We start from the raw sequence: 17,113 nt of genomic DNA on the forward strand, positions 1-17,113 counted from the left end.
CCGCAGCCAAGCCCGATTTTCCCGTCTGTCGTCGTCTTTTCGATTTTCTTCGGCATTCGAAACGGGCATAAAGCTGCCCATGGACACAAAGCCGAAAAACCTGCCCGATGCCGCCGATTTCGCCCACGTCAGCGAATGGGTCTTCGACCTCGACAACACGCTCTATCCGCATCACGTCAATCTGTTTTCCCAGATCGACCGTAACATGACGGCCTATGTTGCTGAGCTTTTAAAGCTCGAGCCCGACGAGGCTCGCGCGCTTCAGAAGCGCTATTACCACGAACATGGCACCACGCTTCAGGGCCTGATGATCCACTACGGCATCAGCCCGGACGAGTTTCTGGAGCGCGCGCATGCCATCGACTATTCCGCGCTGAGCCCGCATCCGGAGCTCGGCGAGGCAATCAAGGCGTTGCCGGGCCGCAAGTTCATCCTCACCAATGGCAGCGTCAAGCATGCACAGGCGGCGGCGGGCGCGCTCGGCATTCTCGACCATTTCGAGGATATTTTCGATATTGTCGCCGCGGACTATCTGCCAAAGCCGGCCAGTGCGACCTATGAGAAGTTTGCCGCACTTGCGAAACTCGACACCAGAAAAGCCGCCATGTTCGAGGACCTGCCGCGCAATCTCGCGGCACCCAAGGCACTCGGCATGAAGACCGTGCTGCTCGTTCCTTCGAACCTCGAAGGCGTGATCATGGAGCGCTGGGAGATCCCCGCTGCGACGGATGAGCATATCGACTACATCACTGACGATCTGACCGGTTTCCTGATCAAAACGATCGCCCGCTGACAGGTAACATCGAAATCGAGCGCAGACGACATTACCGAAGCTTCATGCACCTTACGGATGTTTAAGTAGTGAACTGCCACCTGCGCCACTATCTTCCTCCTCAGGGACACCAACGGAAGGTAATGACGATGTCTACACGAAAGATCGCACTCTCTGCTCTTGGCGCAGCCCTCTTGCTCGGCTCGGCCGCTACAGCCAGCTTTGCGGCCCCGCCAGCGCACGGCAAAGGCCACGGCGAGCGCATGCCGTTCCGCCCGGAACTGGCGTTCGTTCAGCTGCTGAAGGTGGCCGACACCAACAAGGACGGCAAGATTACCAAGGAAGAGTTCGCCGCACGTCAGGACGCACTTTTTGCCGAGATCGACAAGGACAAGGACGGTTCGATCACGCCAAAGGAAATGCGTGAATACCGTCAGGCCAAAATGGAGGCGTTCCGTGCGGCTCATCCGCGCCCAGAGGCTGCTGACGCCAAAGCGGGCGAAGGCAAGGGACCTGAAGGCAAGCGCGCCGAACGCGAACATGGCGGTCGTCAGGGCTGGGGCAAGCATGGCGGCAAGGGTGGGGCGTTCGCGATGATGCGCATGGCCGACACCGATGAAAACGGCCAGGTCAGCAAGGCCGAATTCACCGCAGCCGGCGAAAAAATGTTCGAACGGCTGGACAGGAACAAGGACGGCGTCATCTCTATCGATGATATGCCAGACCGCCCGTTCCTTTAATCACATAAGAAAAAGCCCGCTCAATCGGCGGGCTTTTTTCCTTTCAATGCAGGCTGACGGTTTTCAGATCGTCTTCGGCAGCCTTGAAAAACGTGCTGGAACGATTGTCTGTCAGGAGGATCGGCGTGCCATCCGCGCCAAACAGGGCCCAGAGATCGAGTTGCGGATCGAGATCAGGCGCTTCCGGGAAACAGCGGCTTACGTCTTCCGCACGGATTTTACGGATATAGCCCACTTCTCCCTCGCCGATATGAGCGAGCTGGGACCGGGTGAGACGCGCATGCGCTTCTTTTAAAAGCATATTTCAGCCTCCTTCTTCACGCCGAGCGATTCGTGTCGGATTCCGGCGTCCACGTTCTACTCTGAGACGGAAATATTAATTTTCTTTACCACGTTTGAAATTTCGGGCTTCACCAGATCGATGGCAAGAAGGCCATTGCGCAGGCGCGCGTCCCTCACCTGCATGCCGTCTGCAAGCACGAAGATCCGCTGGAATTGCCGGGCAGCGATACCCCGGTAGAGAAAATCCCGTTTTTCCTGCTCCTGCTGGCGACCGCGAATGACGAGCTGGTTGTCGGCCGTCGTCACATCCAGATCGTCCTGCGAAAAACCGGCGACTGCAATCGTGATACGCAGGCGTTCCGGCACATCTTCAGCGCCGGGCAGACGCTCGATGTTGTATGGAGGATAGCCATCATTGGCCTTCGCCATACGCTCCAGCGTTTTTTCCATGGCATCAAAACCCAGCAGAAGCGGGTGGGTGAATGGCGTCATGCGGCTCATATCGTCTCTGTCCTTGCAACCAAGCGACGTTTCGCGGTCCCGCTTCCGGCAACCCTGCCGGTCAATCTTACCGGCTGTACGCAATATGGGAAGCAAAACCACGATGCGCAAGGCGGGGCCACAAGGCAAAGGCAGGCACGCCGAGGAATGAGACTTGACAAGTGAGCGTCCGCCGCTCGAAAAAAGCGCCTTATCTCAACGGCGGGCAAGACATGGCAGAACGCAGAAAAATCATCATAGACACGGATCCAGGTCAGGACGACGCGGCAGCGATCATGCTGGCTTTCGCAAGCCCGGAAGAAATTGAAATTCTCGGTCTGTGCGCCGTCGCCGGCAATGTTCCGCTGAAACTGACCAGCCGCAACATCCGCATCATCTGCGAATTGTGCGACCGCACCGATATTCCCGTCTATGAGGGTGCCGAGCGGCCACTGGTGCGAAAGCCCATCACTGCCGAGCATGTTCACGGCAGCACCGGCCTTGATGGCCCGGTTCTCGACGAGCCGACGATGGAGGCACAAAAGCAGCACGCCGTCGATTTCATCATCCAAACGCTGCTGCGGGAGCCTGCGGGCACCGTGACGCTCTGCACGCTCGGCGCGCTGACCAATGTGGCGCTGGCTTTGCAGAAGGCCCCCGAGATTGCAGGCCGCGTCAAGGAACTTGTGATGATGGGTGGCGGCTTCTTTGAAGGCGGCAACATCACACCGGCTGCGGAATTCAACATCTATGTCGATCCGCAGGCTGCCGATATCGTCTTCCGTTCCGGCGTGCCCATCGTCGTAATGCCGCTTGACGTAACCCACCAGTTGCTGACCACCAAGGCGCGTGTCAGCCGCATTCGCGATATAGGCACACGCCCGGCAATCGCCATGGCGGAAATGCTGGAATTCTTCGAGCGTTTCGACATCGAGAAATACGGTTCGGACGGCGGCCCCCTGCACGATCCAAGCGTCATCGCCTATCTCCTCAAGCCCGAGCTGTTTCAGGGCCGCGATTGCAATGTCGAAATCGAGGTCAATTCCGAACTGACCATGGGCATGACGGTGGTGGATTGGTGGCGGGTGACCGAGCGCCCGGTCAACGCCCGCGTGATGCGAAATGTGGATGCGGACGGCTTTTTCGAATTGCTGACGGAACGTTTCGCCCGCCTCTGATGGGAACGCAGACATGAAAAGGGCCGCTGGCATGACCAGCGGCCCTTTCATTTGGAACCACGGGATATTCTCAGAACTCGGTCCAGTCGTCCTGTGCCAGCGCGTTTGCGCCGCTGGTTCTTGGGCGCGAACGTTGGGTCGCAGCCGAGCGGCCCGATGCCTGTGACGGGGCGACAGGCGCACGCATTGCCGCCGCGGTGGCGCGCAATTGCTGGCTCGACTGGCTGGAATGACCGCCGGATACGGAGAAGCCGGCAACGAGCGATTTCAACGTTTCCGCCTCGCTGTTCAGCGTCACGCTTGCCGCCGTTGTTTCTTCCACCATGGCCGCATTCTGCTGGGTGACCTGATCCATCTGGGTGACGGCGGAATTGATTTCCTTGAGACCGACCGCCTGCTCGCTGGCGGAGGCCGAAATCTGCCGTATCAGCTGGTTGATCTGCAGAACCTGATCGGCAATCTTTCTCATCGTCTCGCCGGCCTTGCCGACCAGCTGGACGCCCTCGCCCACCTGCCTTGCGGAGGTGTTGATCAGACCTTTGATCTCCTTCGCAGCCGTCGCGGAACGTTGCGCCAGTTCACGTACTTCCTGCGCGACGACGGCAAAACCCTTGCCAGCCTCGCCCGCACGGGCAGCTTCCACACCGGCATTCAGCGCCAGAAGGTTGGTCTGGAAAGCGATTTCGTCGATTACCCCGATGATGCGGGAGATTTCCGCCGAGGATTGAGCGATGCCTTCCATGGAACTGACGGCCTGCTGCACGACCTCGCCCGACTTGCCGGCGTCATCGCAGGCATTGCTGACAGCTGTCGCCGCCTGCGCTGCGTTTTCCGCACTGGAATTGACCTGCGCAGTCAGCTGGTTGAGGGCGGCAGCGGTTTCTTCCAGGCTTGCAGCCTGCTGTTCCGTGCGGTGGGAGAGATCGCTCGCAGCGCGGGTGATCTCGCCCGTGCCGTTGCCGATGCTGGCAACGGTTCCGTTGACGGTGGAAACGGTTTCCTCGAGGCTGGCGAGCGCCGAGTTGAAGTCGTTGCGCAGCTTTGCATATTCACCGGGGAACTGGTCCTCGATACGATAGGTCAGATTGCCCTGCGAGAGCGCATTGAGACCCGCGCCGAGTACGCTCACGATGTGTTGCTGCATCCGGCTGTTCTCATTGCGCTCGGATTCGGACCTTTGGCGCTCCGTTTCCGCATTGCCACGCTGCACGGCGGCATCCGCTTCCATTTCGCGGATACCGGCAAGCTTCGCACGGAAGCCTTCCAGAGCCGTTGCCACCGCGCCCGTCTCATCCCTGCGATCCTGTCCGGAAACCGGCACATCGTAACGACCGTCGCTCAGTGTTTTCACATCGGAGACCAGGGAGGCGAGCGGATTGCGGACGAAATAGCGGACGGAGAAATAAAGCGCGGCAATAACCGCCGCAAGAATGACGATCGCCCCGAGGATCATCAGATAAGTCTGCTCCTGCACTGGCGCGTTCAACGCCTGATGCGGGATATCCACCAGAACCACCCAGGTGGCATTGAGGCCCGGAACCGCAAACGGATAGACAAGGCGGTTATAGGGCGCGTCTGTATCAAGGCCGAGATTTTCGATCAGGCCCTGCTTGCCGGATGTGATCGCCGCCTGAACGGTGCTTGCACCCTCTCCGTCATAGGCCTTCATGTTCTGCTCGGGCGTCGGCGGTACCAGCCATTGGCCGCCCTGCGAAATGAGTGTCACACGGCCGGTTTCGAAAGGATGCAGAGCCTGCAGCTTCTGCGACAGAGCTGCCAGAGAGATATCGACCCCCGCCACACCAATCATCTTACCATCAGACATGACGGGATAGGCAAGCGAGGTCATTGTGGTGGGCACTTCCGTGCCTTCGGCCAGATAGGGCTGGGTAATGGCGCCCTTGCCGGATTTGGCAGCCAGCGAATACCACTCCGCCGCATAGTCGTTCTTGAAGGTCGAAAACTGGATGTCGCCTTTCTGGGTCTTCGACCAGTAGGGGGCAAATGCACCCGTTGCATTGGTGCCGAGATCGAGCCTGTTGGCGATCTCGGTGGTCTGTCCGTCGAAAAGGCCCAGCTGCTCACAGAACCAGCTTCCGAAAGCGAAAGCATTCTGCTCGACATTGGCCTTGAGGATGTTGACGATGCCGGGGCGGTCCATCGATTTCGCCTGGTGCGCACGGCCGATGATACCGGCCATGGAGCGGGCAGCACTGCCGAGTTCACCGACATCTGCGGCGATGACGTTGGCGATGGCGCGTGCCTCGGTGTTCGCCTGATCCATGGTCAGCGAATGGACACGGTCGCTGGTCTGGGAAATGAGGAAGGAATTCGATGCGACAAGGACCGTGGTGATTGCACAGCCGGTTACAAGGATCAGCTTGGTCGCAAGCGACTTCACTTTGAAATTGAACATTTTGGCCTCGATCAAATCGCCGGCCGAAAAGGCTGGCGTCAACGGATGAGAAATCTCCGTCATGGAGGCCCGCCCGCTGGGGGCAGTGCGCTGCAACGCGACGAGGGGAAATTAGAATATCTTTGCTAATTAACCCCTAAAATTCCCCCGTCGCATCGAGCCGAAATCAGTGCTCGTAATAGGCGGATACGATGTTCCATGCATCGTCGGCGGTTTCGGCGAAATGTAGCAGCTCCATATCTTCGGGTGCAATTGTTCCGAAGTCCGCGAGGAATTCGAAATTGACGACGGAGCGCCAGAATTTCTCCCCGAAGAGAATGAGCGGGATGGGCGCCATGCGCTTCGTCTGGATCAGCGTCAGCGTCTCGAACAGTTCATCGAGCGTGCCGAAACCGCCGGGGAAGATCACCACGGCCTTGGCCCGCATCAGGAAATGCATCTTGCGGATGGCGAAATAGTGGAAGTTGAAGCTCAGCTCCGGCGTGACATAGGGGTTGGGCGCCTGCTCATGCGGCAGAACGATGTTGAGGCCGATGGACGGGCCTCCGACATCGGCTGCGCCGCGATTGCCCGCTTCCATGACGCCGGGACCACCGCCGGTGACCACGACATATTCCAGATGGTCCGATTTCGCGCCGTAGTCGGTGCAGAGCCGGGCGAACTTGCGCGCCTCCTCGTAATAAACCGAGGATTGCTCCAGATTGCGTTTCTGCGTCTCGTTGCGGGCCGCCCAAGCCTCGCCGCCGGGCTCGGGAATGCGCGCGCCGCCGAACATGACGACGGTGGACTTGATGCCCCGCTCGGTCAGCGCCATTTCCGTCTTCAGAAGTTCGAGTTGAAGCCTGACGGGGCGCAACTCCTCGCGGCAGAGAAAATCCATATCCGCGTAGGCAAGCCGGTAGGATGGGGAATCCGACTGCGGTGTTTTGGGAATGACATCGGCCTGCTGCTTGTCCGCAGAGCTACGCTTCAACGGGTCCCACACCCCATCCTTGCGCCGCAATTTGCCGTTTTTCAGTCGTGTCATTTCCAAGCCTTTCGTCTGGTGCGCCAAATCACCCAAATCACATTGACGCCTTTCCAACACTCCCTTAGATCAAATGACCAGAGCCTTCCAGCGGCGCGGGACCATCCGTGGCCACGAACACACGCGACATTCAAGGAATTTTCCATGAGCCTTCCGGATCTCACCTCTCTCGAAACCACCATCGAAACAGCCTTCGACAACCGTGACGGTGTGAACGTATCGACAAAGGGCGAGGTTCGCGACGCGGTAAACACATCTCTTCAACTTCTCGACAGCGGCAAGGTCCGCGTCGCCGAAAAGCAGGCGGACGGGAACTGGAAAGTGAACCAATGGCTGAAAAAGGCCGTGCTCCTCTCCTTCCGTCTGAACGACATGGAAATCGTCACCGGCGGCCCCGGTGAATCCACCTGGTGGGACAAGGTGCCGTCGAAGTTCGAGAACTGGGGTGAAAACCAGTTCCGCGCTGCGGGCTTCCGCGCAGTGCCTAACGCCGTCGTGCGCCGCTCGGCCTATGTGGCCAAGAACGTGGTGCTGATGCCTTCCTTCGTCAATCTCGGCGCCTATGTCGATGAAGGCACGATGGTCGACACCTGGGCGACGGTTGGCTCCTGCGCGCAGATCGGCAAGAACGTGCATCTGTCCGGCGGCGTTGGCATCGGCGGCGTTCTGGAGCCGCTTCAGGCCGGCCCGACAATCATCGAGGATAATTGCTTCATCGGTGCCCGTTCGGAAGTCGTAGAAGGCTGCATCGTGCGCGAAGGCGCCGTTCTCGGCATGGGCGTCTTCATCGGCAAGTCGACCAAGATCGTCGATCGCGCCACCGGCGAGATCACCTATGGCGAAGTGCCACCCTATTCCGTCGTCGTTGCCGGCACCATGCCGGGCAAGCCGTTCCCGAACGGCGAGCCGGGCCCAAGCCTTTATTGCGCCGTCATCGTCAAGCGCGTCGATGAAAAGACCCGCTCCAAGACCGGCATCAACGAGCTTCTGCGCGACTGATAAAAGCTGATACCATGACCACGACCGATCCCGTTGCAAATCTCGCCGCCCTCATCCGTTGCCCTTCGGTGACGCCCGCCGAAGGTGGCGCGCTATCGCTGCTAGACACCCTGCTTTCACCGCTTGGCTTTGCGGTGGAAAAGATGGTGGCGACGGAAGCGGGAACGCCTGACGTTGAAAACCTCTACGCCCGGCTTGGCACGGAAGGTCCGCACCTGATGTTTGCGGGCCATACCGATGTTGTTCCGGTGGGCGACGAGGCGGCATGGAGCCATCCGCCCTTTGCCGCTGAAATTGCCGGCGGCGAAATGTTCGGCCGTGGTGCGGTGGACATGAAGGGCGGCATTGCCTGTTTCGTTGCCGCCATTGCCCGCTACATCGAGAAACACGGAAAACCGAAAGGTTCCGTTTCTTTCCTGATCACCGGTGACGAGGAAGGCCCCTCGATCAACGGCACCTCCAAGTTGCTGGAATGGGCCGCCGCCAAAGGCGAGACATGGGATGCCTGCGTGGTTGGTGAACCGACCAACCCCGACCAGCTGGGCGACATGATCAAGATCGGCCGCCGGGGGTCGATTTCGGGCCGCATCACCGTGCATGGCGTGCAGGGTCATGCCGCATATCCGCATCTGGCCGACAACCCCATTCGCGGGCTGCTGCAACTGACCCACGCGCTGATGCATCCGCCCTTCGATCACGGTACGGATGACTTCCAGCCGTCCAATCTGGAAGTGACGACCATCGACACCGGCAACGCCGCCACAAATGTCATTCCGGCGCGGGCGACGGCGTCGTTCAACATCCGTTTCAATGACAGCTGGACGGTGGAGAGCCTGCGGGCGGAAATCATCCGCCGCCTCGATGCCGCCGCTGCCGAGGGAGAACTTCGTCCCGACCGCAGCCCGGTCAAATATGAGATCGTCTGGGCGGACCGTCCGGCCCATGTTTTCCTGACCCGGAACAATGCGCTCATCTCATCGCTTTCCGGCGCCGTGGAAGCCGTGACAGGCAAGGAGCCCAAGCTTTCGACCACCGGCGGCACGTCGGATGCGCGTTTCATCAAGGATTATTGCCCCGTCGTGGAATTCGGCCTCGTCGGGCAGACCATGCATATGGTCGATGAGCGCGTGGAAATCGCCGATCTGGAGACGCTGACACGCATCTACGAGACCTTCATCGAACGCTGGTTCTCTCATGCCGACGGCAAGTGAAGTAAGGCTCTATCTGAAAGGCCTCTGGCTGCTGCTGCTCGGCGACCATACCGGCGCGCGTTATCTGGATCTTTCCGAGCGCGGCATGTGGCGGTCCTTCTACTCCGCCCTCTGGTGCCTGCCCGCCATGCTGGTGTCCTGGCTGTGGCTGCGCGCTGCGTTCCTGGCAAGCTATCCGCCCGGAACAGGAACGGGACTAATCTACTTTTTCCGCCTTGCGATGGTCGAGGCTATCTGCTGGATCGTGCCGCTGTTGTTGATCGGCATGCTGCTGTTCGCCTTTGGCGCACGGGAAAAATTCACCGCACTGGTCACCACCATGAACTGGCTGTCGCTGCCGTTTTCCTATGCCTATGCGGTTCTGATCCTGATCGCGTTTTTTCTGCCGCCCTTGCAGGGGCTGATCGCCATCCTCTGGCTGGCACTGCTGCTGTCGCTGGTCTTCGCCTTTTCGCGGATCGTGCGCTTCTTCATCCGCGACCAGTCGTTGCTTGTCTCGGCGATCGTCATGACCCTGCTGGTGCCGGGCATGCTTCTGTCCGAGGCGCTGCAACGTTTTCTCGGCGTTTATCCGGCCTGAGAAACGAGACGGACTTCAGTCTGTGTCTTCGACCGTCTCGACCTTTGAATAGACCCGCGGCGGAATGACGTCGGGATAATCAACCTGCATGAAATAGAGACCATCCGGCGGCGCGACGGGGCCGCAAGCTTTGCGATCCCGTGCTTCCAGTGCCGCGCGCACGTCTTCCGGTGTCATGCTGCCTTCACCGGCCATTTTCAGCGTTCCGGCAAAAGAGCGTATCTGGTTGTGGAGAAAGCTCTGCGCGGTGGCGCGTATCTCGATAAGATCGCCATTGCGCGTCACATCCAGCCGGTCGAGCGTTCTGACCGGGCTGCTCGCCTGACAATGAACCGAGCGGAAAGTGGTAAAATCGTGCCGGCCGACGAGCATCTGTGCAGCTTCATGCATGCGTTCGTGGTCCAGATCTTTCGATACCCACCATGCGCGCCTGTGCTCGAGTGCCAGCTGCGCTTTCCGGCAAATGATGCGGTACAGATAATGGCGGCGAAGCGCGGAGAAGCGCGCGTCGAAATCCTCGGTCACCGCCGTTACGTCGATAACCGAGACGGCCTCTTTCGCCATGGCCAGATGGGCGTTGAGAGCATTGCGAAGCTTATATGGCGCCCAATCGCGGGAAAGATCGACATGGGCTACCTGTCCCACGGCATGCACGCCGGAATCGGTGCGGCCAGCGCCGCGAATAGAAACGGTTTCGCCGGTAAGCGACCGGACGGCAGCTTCAAGCGCGCCCTGAACTGAAGGGCCGTTATCCTGTCTCTGCCAGCCGAAGTAAGGCGTACCGTCATATTCGACGGTCATGCGGAAACGCGGCATCAGCCGAGCCTCGTTCTGGCGGGAACGGGTGTGCCACGAACGAAATCAGCAGCCGACAGCGGCTTGCCACCCGCCTTCTGCAAACGGGTAAGCCGCACCGCGCCACTGCCGCAGGCGATGGTCAGGGCGTCATCGAGCACAGCGCCCGCTTCGCCCATACCGCTCGCCAGTTCTGACGCCAGAACCTTCACGCGCTCGGCCTTACCGCCGATTTCCATTTCCAGCCAGGCGCCGGGGAAAGGCGAAAGGCCGCGGATATGGTTATGGACGTCCTGTGCCGGCCGGGAAAAATTAATCCGGGTCTCGCCCTTGTCGATTTTCGACGCATAAACGACGCCTTCTTCCGGCTGCGCAACGAGAGGAAGATCGTCTGCTTCCAGCTTGTCCATCGCCTGCCGCATCAGCCGCGCGCCTGTCAGCATCAGGCTGTCGTGCAATTCACCTGCCGTGGTATTCTCACCGATCGTGACCTTGGCGGTCAGCGCCACCGGGCCGGTATCGAGCCCCTTTTCCATTTTCATGACCATCATGCCCGTCTCGGCATCGCCAGCCATGATCGCCCGCTGAATGGGAGCAGCGCCGCGCCAGCGCGGCAGCAACGAGGCGTGGCCGTTATAGCAGCCAAGACGCGTACCGCTCAGGATTGCCTCGGGCAATAGCAGCCCATAGGCAACGACAACAGCGACATCGGCGTTGAATTCCCTGAAATGCTGCCGGTCCTCCTCGGCCTTGAAATTCACCGGCGTCAGCACGGGCAGACCCAGCAGTTCGGCGGCCTGATGCACCGGCGATTTCTGCAGATCGAGGCCACGGCGACCGCCTGGACGCGGCGGCTGCGTATAAACGGCAACGAGCTCGTGACCAGCGTCCACCAATGCACGCAGCGTGGGAACGGAAAAATCCGGCGTGCCCATGAAAATGATGCGAAGAGCCATATCGCCCCCTGCCCTCTATGCCGGTCCGTCTACATATTTAAGACGAATCAGACCTTAGCGCGGGCTGCTTTGGTGAATTTCTTGATGACCATTTCTCGCTTCAGCCGCGAAATATGGTCGATGAACAGAATGCCGTTCAGGTGGTCGATCTCATGCTGCAGACACGTCGCCAGAAGTCCGTCCGCATCGACCGTCTGCTGCTTGCCGTCACGATCGACATATCGCACTGTCAGGGATGCGGGACGCTCTACCTCGGCATAATAATCGGGAATGGAGAGACACCCTTCCTCATAGGCCGAGACGTCGTCCGACACTCTGAGGATTTCCGGATTGATGAAGACGACCGGCTTTTTCTCCTCGTCCTCGCGCGAAACGTCGATCACCAGCATGCGGCGCGGCACGCCCACCTGAATGGCGGCAAGGCCGATACCCGGCGCATCATACATGGTTTCGAGCATATCGTCGGCAAGGCGCAACACTTCGGCATCCACCTGTTCGATGGGCCTTGATTGCTGGCGCAGCACGGGATCGGGCAAAATGATAAGCGGTTTGATAGTCATGGCTTCCCATAACGTATCTCTTGCGCGGAGGAAATAAAAAATACGCGGTCGAAATGAGACCTTCGTCCGGTTTTGGCCGACTCAATTCCGCCGCATGAATGTTCTTGTTTTGATCTTACGAATCACTGGAAATCTGGTAGATTTAGCCATGAGCATCGATTTCTCTTTTCTCCTCGATCCCGCCTTGCGGGCCGGCTCCGTCGACATCAGCTTCGGCGGGCTTCTTACGGCTCTCGTTTTCGGCCTTTCCGCTTTCTGGATGGTCACGAAAAGTCGTGGGAAAAAAGCGGAAGCCGATGGTGAAATTTCCGATCTGCTGAAAACCCAGTCGGAACTGCACGGCCGGATCGCGGCGATGGCCGAGACGCTCGGCACGCGCCAGAGCGAGATGGGCCAGACGATCAACCAGCGCCTCGACGGCATGTCGCAGCGGCTGGGCGAGACGCTGACCGAGCAGACCCGATCGACGCACGAGAATCTAAGCCGCCTGCAGGAGCGGCTTGCGGTTATCGATGCCGCCCAGGGTAATATTCAGGATCTGGCAAAGGACGTGGTCGGGCTTCAGGCGATCCTCTCCAACAAGCAGACGCGCGGCGCTTTCGGGCAGGCGCGCATGGAAGCGCTGATCGCCGATGCGCTCCCCGCCGGGGCCTTTCAGCTTCAGCCCACGCTTTCGAATGGCTACCGACCGGACTGCATCATCAGGATGCCGAACAACGCCCCGTCCCTCGTCATCGATGCCAAGTTTCCGCTGGAGGCGTGGAATGCGCTGAAGGCGGATGAAACGCCCGAGGGCAAACGGGCTGCGACCCAGCAGTTCCGCCGCGATATGGAAGTGCATATTCGCGACGTGGCGGAGAAATATCTGATACGCGGAGAAACGCAGGATACGGCCTTCATCTTCGTGCCGTCGGAATCGATCTTCGCCGATATTCACCAGCATTTCGAATATCTCGTGCAGCGTGCCCATCGCGCTCGTGTCGTTATTGTCTCGCCATCGCTTTTGATGCTGTCGGTGCAGGTTATCCAGTCGGTGCTGAAGGACCAGCGCATGCGCGAGCAGGCGCACCTCATTCAGGGTGAAGTCGCGCTTCTCATGGATGACGTGCGGCGGCTGGACGACCGGACGCGCAAGCTGCAAGCCCATTTCGGGCTGGCGCAGAAAGATGTCGACATGATGCTGATCTCCTCCGACAAGGTGCTGGCGCGTGGCCAGAAGATCGAGGGACTCGATTTTTCGCCGACGGAAAAGGAGACCTCCCATAGCGAAATCGAGCAGGCGCGACGCTTTGCAGAGAACAGGGCAGGAACGGCCAAGTTGCGGGTGGTTGACGACGAGTGATCCCCTCGGGCAAAGTCGCCGCCTTGCTTTGAATTTCATACGGACATGCCCTGATGATTACTGTTTTCGGCTCCATCAACATGGATCTCGTCGCCACCGCCAAACGCCTGCCCAAACCCGGTGAAACCGTGACGGGAGAGACCTTTTCCACGGCGGCCGGCGGAAAGGGAGCCAATCAGGCGCTTGCCGCACGGCGCGCAGGTGCAACGGTCAAAATGGCGGGCGCTACGGGTGATGACACCTTTGCCGCGCCAGCGCTGACATTGCTGCGCGATGCCGGCACCGATCTGTCGCTCGTCAAGACCGCGCCCGGCCCCACGGGAACCGCCGTAATCCTGATCGGTGAAGGCGGGGAGAACATGATCTCGGTCATTCCCGCCGCCAATGGCGAAGTTTCCGCATCCGACGCCGCAAGAGCCGTGGCGGAGATGGCAGCGGGCGATATTCTGATGCTTCAGTTCGAGGTGCCCGCACCCTCAATCGAAGCAGCACTGACGGCCGCGAAGGCTAAACGTATCACCACTATCATCAATACCGCGCCGCTGACCGCGGACGGGCCGCGCCTTGCCAGCCTTGCCGATATCGTCATCGCCAATGAAACCGAGTTCGAACTGCTGATCGGCAAAAACGGACTTTCAGCCTCCGAACGGGAAAATGAACTCAAATCCCTGCATGAGCAGACCGGCCAGACATTGATCGTGACGCTTGGTGCTGATGGCGTGATCGCCATTCGCAACGGCAAGGTCTTCAAGGCGTCCGGTCTCAAGATCGAGCCGGTCGATACTGTCGGCGCTGGCGATACATTCTGCGGTTATCTCGCCGCCAGCCTCGATCAGGGTATGGATTTCGAAAAGGCGCTGAAGCGCGCCGCCGTCGCAGGCTCGCTCGCCTGCACCCGCGCCGGCGCCCAGCCTTCCATTCCGGTTGCTGCCGAAGTGGACGCGAATATCTGACGGTTCGAGCTGTTAAATGCGAATGAAAGTGAGATAGGCCGAGCTGCGGCCTTCTCTTTTCGCCTTGTTCTCATAACGCGTGCCCGGCCAGTTGGTATAGGGGGTGTGCCAGTCCTCGGCACTTGCCGCCGTCCACTCGAAACCGCCGTGGCGGGCGCAATGCTGTAGCGTCCAGTTGACGTAGGTATCGATATCGGAAGCAAAGCAGAACTTGCCACCGGGTTTCAGGACGCGATGGAAACGGGCAAGATTGACGTCGGAAACGAAACGGCGCTTCCAGTGCTTCTTCTTCGGCCAGGGATCGGGATAGAGAAGATCGATGTGATCGATCGACCCATCCGGCAGCCAATCCAGCAATTGCGTCGCGTCATCATCGTAAAGGCGGATATTCATCAACTCGCCTTCACGCACGCTTGCCAGCAGCTTGGCCATGGAATTGACGAAGGGCTCGACGCCGATAAAGCCGGTCTCAGGATTTTCAACCGCGCGGTGGGCAAGGTGCTCGCCGCCGCCGAAACCGATTTCCAGACGCACCGATTTCACATCCGCCGGAAAGAGAGCGACGAGATTTTTCGGAGGCGCGCTTTCCAGATCGATTTTCAGCAAAGGCAGCAGGTTTTCGATCGTATCGATCTGCTGATTGCGCAGGGGCTTGCCCTTGCGTCTGCCAAAAAACGCTTCCGTTGCGCGCGAACGCCGCTCTTCCGTCATGTCATACTCTCAAGAACAAATAGACTAAACCCGCACAGGGCCACTTGAATGGCACTATGCGGGTTACAAATGGTGCAACCGGTATCTCTCAATCCCCGTCGAATGACAAGGCTTAGAACAAGTCCCCGCATTTTCCGGACGTAAAATCGCTACGCAATTTTACTGGAAATGCTTCAAGCGCTCAAAGCTTCCTTGAGCGGCTTCACCAGATCGAGCTTCTCCCAGGAGAAGGAACCGTCACGGCCCGCCTTGCGACCGAAATGGCCGTAGGAAGATGTTTTGGCATAGATCGGCTTGTTGAGATCGAGATGACGGCGAATGCCCGACGGCGACAGATCCATGACCTTGCGGATGGCGCCTTCGACCTGATCTTCGCTGACCTTGCCGGTACCGTGCAGATCGACATAAATCGACAGAGGCTGGGCGATGCCGATCGCGTAGGAAATCTGAATGGTGCAGCGCTCGGCCAGACCGGCAGCCACCACGTTCTTGGCCAGATAGCGGGCAGCATAGGCCGCGGAACGGTCGACCTTGGTCGTGTCCTTGCCGGAGAATGCACCGCCGCCATGGGGGGCAGCACCGCCATAGGTGTCCACGATGATTTTGCGGCCGGTCAGACCCGCATCGCCATCGGGACCACCGATGACGAATTTGCCCGTCGGGTTGATATACCACTGGCAATCATCGGCGATCTTCAGGTCACCCAGCGCTTCGCGGATATAAGGTTCGACAACTTCGCGAACCTTCTTCGAATCCCAGCTGGCATCGAGATGCTGCGTGGACAAAACGATGGATACGGCTTCCGAAGCCTTGCCGTCGACGTAACGAACCGTCACCTGGCTCTTGGCGTCGGGACCGAGTTTCGCAGCTTCGCCTTCGCCGCTTTTACGGGCGGTCGCGAGCAGCTGCAGAATACGGTGGGAATAATAGATCGGAGCCGGCATCAGGTCCGGCGTTTCCTTGCAGGCGTAACCGAACATGATGCCCTGGTCGCCAGCACCCTCGTCGCCCTGCTTGTCGGAGGCGTTGTCCACGCCCTGCGCGATATCCGCCGACTGCGGATGCAGGAGAACGTCGATCTTCGCCGTCTTCCAGTGGAAACCATCCTGCTCATAGCCAATGTCGCGGATCGCCTTGCGGGCAGCCGACTTGAACTTCGAGGGATTGATGACCGGGTGGCCGGCAGCATCCTTGAGAACCTTGCCGTCCTTGTCCTTTTTCAGCAGGGTATCGGGAACCCGAACCTCACCGGCGATAATGACACGGTTCGTCGTCGCAAGCGTTTCGCATGCGATGCGCACGGTCCAGGGGTCGACACCCGTCTTGGATGCCTCACGATAGATGAGATCCACGATTTCATCGGAAATACGATCACAAACCTTGTCCGGATGACCTTCGGCCACGGACTCGCTGGTGAACAGGTAATTGGCACGCATGCGGGATTCCCCTCAAAGAACGGTCTTCGAGTTTGTTAGTCATTTCAGCCATGAAAGACAAGGACACAACCACATAAATATATCTTTATGTGAGAATTCCTTTCTAATTGGGCACAAAAAAACGGCCCTTGCGGACCGTTGAGTGTCCAGCGCCGTACGCTGGAAAATAAAGCAGTCGCCTGCGAGTGCTACTCAGCATCCCCTTCGGCGGCGAGCGACTTCACGAGATCAACGAGGCGGCGGCGAACCTTCGGGTCGGCGATCTTCACGAAAGCGCGGTTCAGTTGCAAGCCTTCGGCAGACGACAGGAAATCCACCACGTAATTGGAACTCGATGCTTCTGCCATGCCCGTCGTGCCGACGGCCTGATCACCCGGCGCGTCCTCGAAGAAGAAGGAAACCGGCACATTCAGAATCGCGGAGATATTCTGCAGGCGGCTGGCGCCCACGCGGTTCGTGCCCTTTTCATACTTCTGAATTTGCTGAAAGGTAATTCCGAGGCTTTCACCCAGCTTTTCCTGGCTCATGCCCAGCATGGTTCTGCGAAGACGAATTCGGCTTCCGACATGAATGTCGATGGGGTTAGGCTTTTTCTTATTTTCGGTCATCATGCGGTCCTGACACTCGGAAAGGGTTGATATCTCGTTTCATTGCTTATTCGAAGAAATGAGCTGG

The 17,113-nt window shown here is 59.1% G+C and carries 18 protein-coding genes; 8 read left to right on the forward strand and 10 right to left on the reverse strand.

Annotated elements, in window-relative coordinates; translation table 11 throughout:
• The first annotated feature begins 79 nt into the window (after nt 1–79).
• Together ACQZ6D_RS15830 and ACQZ6D_RS15835 are read left to right on the forward strand one after the other, a co-directional pair.
• Nucleotides 80–793 (forward strand): pyrimidine 5'-nucleotidase, encoded by a 714-nt coding sequence (locus ACQZ6D_RS15830; protein ID WP_013635389.1) that lies wholly within the window; start codon nt 80–82, stop codon nt 791–793.
• Between the two features lie 122 nt (nt 794–915).
• Nucleotides 916–1,512: an EF-hand domain-containing protein gene (locus tag ACQZ6D_RS15835; RefSeq protein WP_025592284.1), complete on the forward strand. Its 597-nt coding sequence runs from the start codon at nt 916–918 to the stop codon at nt 1,510–1,512.
• A gap of 43 nt (nt 1,513–1,555) precedes the next feature.
• Here ACQZ6D_RS15835 and ACQZ6D_RS15840 read toward each other — a convergent pair whose 3' ends face one another.
• The gene (locus tag ACQZ6D_RS15840; RefSeq protein WP_003493591.1) at nt 1,556–1,813 is read right to left on the reverse strand and encodes a BQ00720 family protein; all 258 of its coding nucleotides are present in this window, start codon (nt 1,811–1,813) and stop codon (nt 1,556–1,558) included.
• Between the two features lie 56 nt (nt 1,814–1,869).
• On the reverse strand, nt 1,870–2,295 hold the full coding sequence (locus ACQZ6D_RS15845; protein ID WP_448729824.1) for an Hsp20 family protein: 426 nt from the start codon (nt 2,293–2,295) through the stop codon (nt 1,870–1,872).
• 212 nt (nt 2,296–2,507) lie between these two features.
• Between ACQZ6D_RS15845 and ACQZ6D_RS15850 the strand changes: the two genes are divergently transcribed.
• The gene (locus ACQZ6D_RS15850; RefSeq protein WP_065703904.1) at nt 2,508–3,452 is read left to right on the forward strand and encodes a nucleoside hydrolase; all 945 of its coding nucleotides are present in this window, start codon (nt 2,508–2,510) and stop codon (nt 3,450–3,452) included.
• 70 nt (nt 3,453–3,522) lie between these two features.
• Here the strand turns inward: ACQZ6D_RS15850 and ACQZ6D_RS15855 are convergent, their stop codons facing one another.
• Both ACQZ6D_RS15855 and ACQZ6D_RS15860 read right to left on the reverse strand, forming a co-directional pair.
• Nucleotides 3,523–5,868, reverse strand: coding sequence for a methyl-accepting chemotaxis protein (locus tag ACQZ6D_RS15855; RefSeq protein WP_026330650.1), 2,346 nt, complete (start codon nt 5,866–5,868; stop codon nt 3,523–3,525).
• A 166-nt stretch (nt 5,869–6,034) separates the two neighbouring features.
• On the reverse strand, nt 6,035–6,895 hold the full coding sequence (locus tag ACQZ6D_RS15860) for an LOG family protein (protein ID WP_034501844.1): 861 nt from the start codon (nt 6,893–6,895) through the stop codon (nt 6,035–6,037).
• A 144-nt stretch (nt 6,896–7,039) separates the two neighbouring features.
• Between ACQZ6D_RS15860 and dapD the strand changes: the two genes are divergently transcribed.
• Genes dapD through ACQZ6D_RS15875 form a run of 3 tightly spaced genes read left to right on the forward strand, consistent with a single transcriptional unit; the run spans nt 7,040 to nt 9,685 of the window.
• Nucleotides 7,040–7,894: a 2,3,4,5-tetrahydropyridine-2,6-dicarboxylate N-succinyltransferase gene (dapD, locus tag ACQZ6D_RS15865; RefSeq protein ID WP_003514821.1), complete on the forward strand. Its 855-nt coding sequence runs from the start codon at nt 7,040–7,042 to the stop codon at nt 7,892–7,894.
• 14 nt (nt 7,895–7,908) lie between these two features.
• The gene (gene dapE, locus ACQZ6D_RS15870) at nt 7,909–9,105 is read left to right on the forward strand and encodes a succinyl-diaminopimelate desuccinylase (protein ID WP_111782845.1); all 1,197 of its coding nucleotides are present in this window, start codon (nt 7,909–7,911) and stop codon (nt 9,103–9,105) included.
• On the forward strand, nt 9,089–9,685 hold the full coding sequence (locus ACQZ6D_RS15875; RefSeq protein ID WP_003514818.1) for a hypothetical protein: 597 nt from the start codon (nt 9,089–9,091) through the stop codon (nt 9,683–9,685). Before dapE ends, ACQZ6D_RS15875 begins: the two co-directional genes overlap by 17 nt.
• Before the next feature lie 15 nt (nt 9,686–9,700).
• Here ACQZ6D_RS15875 and truA read toward each other — a convergent pair whose 3' ends face one another.
• Genes truA through def form a run of 3 tightly spaced genes read right to left on the reverse strand, consistent with a single transcriptional unit; the run spans nt 9,701 to nt 11,996 of the window.
• Nucleotides 9,701–10,501, reverse strand: coding sequence for a tRNA pseudouridine(38-40) synthase TruA (truA, locus tag ACQZ6D_RS15880; protein WP_448729825.1), 801 nt, complete (start codon nt 10,499–10,501; stop codon nt 9,701–9,703).
• Nucleotides 10,501–11,436 (reverse strand): methionyl-tRNA formyltransferase, encoded by a 936-nt coding sequence (gene fmt / locus ACQZ6D_RS15885; protein ID WP_111782847.1) that lies wholly within the window; start codon nt 11,434–11,436, stop codon nt 10,501–10,503. Before fmt ends, truA begins: the two co-directional genes overlap by 1 nt.
• Before the next feature lie 47 nt (nt 11,437–11,483).
• Nucleotides 11,484–11,996 (reverse strand): peptide deformylase, encoded by a 513-nt coding sequence (gene def, locus ACQZ6D_RS15890; RefSeq protein WP_065703749.1) that lies wholly within the window; start codon nt 11,994–11,996, stop codon nt 11,484–11,486.
• A 148-nt stretch (nt 11,997–12,144) separates the two neighbouring features.
• On the opposite strand from def, the gene ACQZ6D_RS15895 reads away from it, so the two are divergent.
• Both ACQZ6D_RS15895 and ACQZ6D_RS15900 read left to right on the forward strand, forming a co-directional pair.
• On the forward strand, nt 12,145–13,338 hold the full coding sequence (locus tag ACQZ6D_RS15895; RefSeq protein ID WP_065703748.1) for a DNA recombination protein RmuC: 1,194 nt from the start codon (nt 12,145–12,147) through the stop codon (nt 13,336–13,338).
• A 53-nt stretch (nt 13,339–13,391) separates the two neighbouring features.
• Nucleotides 13,392–14,291 carry a ribokinase gene (locus ACQZ6D_RS15900; RefSeq protein WP_013635377.1) on the forward strand — a complete coding sequence of 300 codons (900 nt, stop codon included), beginning with the start codon at nt 13,392–13,394 and terminating at the stop codon, nt 14,289–14,291.
• Between the two features lie 12 nt (nt 14,292–14,303).
• Here the strand turns inward: ACQZ6D_RS15900 and trmB are convergent, their stop codons facing one another.
• From trmB to ACQZ6D_RS15915, 3 genes are all read right to left on the reverse strand, one after another.
• On the reverse strand, nt 14,304–15,002 hold the full coding sequence (gene trmB / locus ACQZ6D_RS15905) for a tRNA (guanosine(46)-N7)-methyltransferase TrmB (RefSeq protein ID WP_065703742.1): 699 nt from the start codon (nt 15,000–15,002) through the stop codon (nt 14,304–14,306).
• A 173-nt stretch (nt 15,003–15,175) separates the two neighbouring features.
• Complete coding sequence (gene metK, locus ACQZ6D_RS15910; protein WP_003514808.1) at nt 15,176–16,438, reverse strand: methionine adenosyltransferase; 1,263 nt, start codon at nt 16,436–16,438, stop codon at nt 15,176–15,178.
• A gap of 188 nt (nt 16,439–16,626) precedes the next feature.
• Nucleotides 16,627–17,046 (reverse strand): helix-turn-helix domain-containing protein, encoded by a 420-nt coding sequence (locus tag ACQZ6D_RS15915; RefSeq protein WP_003514807.1) that lies wholly within the window; start codon nt 17,044–17,046, stop codon nt 16,627–16,629.
• Nucleotides 17,047–17,113: the final 67 nt, after the last annotated feature.

The organism is Agrobacterium sp. 22-3639C2 (assembly GCF_053522105.1).

What these genes read in the sequence shown, in the direction of transcription:
- ACQZ6D_RS15915 (WP_003514807.1), bottom strand. Translation starts at nt 17,046, where the DNA reads ATGACCGAAAATAAGAAAAAGCCTAACCCCATCGACATTCATGTCGGA.
- dapE (WP_111782845.1), top strand. Translation starts at nt 7,909, where the DNA reads ATGACCACGACCGATCCCGTTGCAAATCTCGCCGCCCTCATCCGTTGC.
- dapD (WP_003514821.1), top strand. Translation starts at nt 7,040, where the DNA reads ATGAGCCTTCCGGATCTCACCTCTCTCGAAACCACCATCGAAACAGCC.
- def (WP_065703749.1), bottom strand. Translation starts at nt 11,996, where the DNA reads ATGACTATCAAACCGCTTATCATTTTGCCCGATCCCGTGCTGCGCCAG.
- ACQZ6D_RS15895 (WP_065703748.1), top strand. Translation starts at nt 12,145, where the DNA reads ATGAGCATCGATTTCTCTTTTCTCCTCGATCCCGCCTTGCGGGCCGGC.
- truA (WP_448729825.1), bottom strand. Translation starts at nt 10,501, where the DNA reads ATGCCGCGTTTCCGCATGACCGTCGAATATGACGGTACGCCTTACTTC.
- ACQZ6D_RS15860 (WP_034501844.1), bottom strand. Translation starts at nt 6,895, where the DNA reads ATGACACGACTGAAAAACGGCAAATTGCGGCGCAAGGATGGGGTGTGG.
- ACQZ6D_RS15845 (WP_448729824.1), bottom strand. Translation starts at nt 2,295, where the DNA reads ATGAGCCGCATGACGCCATTCACCCACCCGCTTCTGCTGGGTTTTGAT.
- ACQZ6D_RS15855 (WP_026330650.1), bottom strand. Translation starts at nt 5,868, where the DNA reads ATGTTCAATTTCAAAGTGAAGTCGCTTGCGACCAAGCTGATCCTTGTA.
- ACQZ6D_RS15900 (WP_013635377.1), top strand. Translation starts at nt 13,392, where the DNA reads ATGATTACTGTTTTCGGCTCCATCAACATGGATCTCGTCGCCACCGCC.
- ACQZ6D_RS15875 (WP_003514818.1), top strand. Translation starts at nt 9,089, where the DNA reads ATGCCGACGGCAAGTGAAGTAAGGCTCTATCTGAAAGGCCTCTGGCTG.
- trmB (WP_065703742.1), bottom strand. Translation starts at nt 15,002, where the DNA reads ATGACGGAAGAGCGGCGTTCGCGCGCAACGGAAGCGTTTTTTGGCAGA.
- metK (WP_003514808.1), bottom strand. Translation starts at nt 16,438, where the DNA reads ATGCGTGCCAATTACCTGTTCACCAGCGAGTCCGTGGCCGAAGGTCAT.
- ACQZ6D_RS15830 (WP_013635389.1), top strand. Translation starts at nt 80, where the DNA reads ATGGACACAAAGCCGAAAAACCTGCCCGATGCCGCCGATTTCGCCCAC.
- ACQZ6D_RS15840 (WP_003493591.1), bottom strand. Translation starts at nt 1,813, where the DNA reads ATGCTTTTAAAAGAAGCGCATGCGCGTCTCACCCGGTCCCAGCTCGCT.
- fmt (WP_111782847.1), bottom strand. Translation starts at nt 11,436, where the DNA reads ATGGCTCTTCGCATCATTTTCATGGGCACGCCGGATTTTTCCGTTCCC.
- ACQZ6D_RS15850 (WP_065703904.1), top strand. Translation starts at nt 2,508, where the DNA reads ATGGCAGAACGCAGAAAAATCATCATAGACACGGATCCAGGTCAGGAC.
- ACQZ6D_RS15835 (WP_025592284.1), top strand. Translation starts at nt 916, where the DNA reads ATGACGATGTCTACACGAAAGATCGCACTCTCTGCTCTTGGCGCAGCC.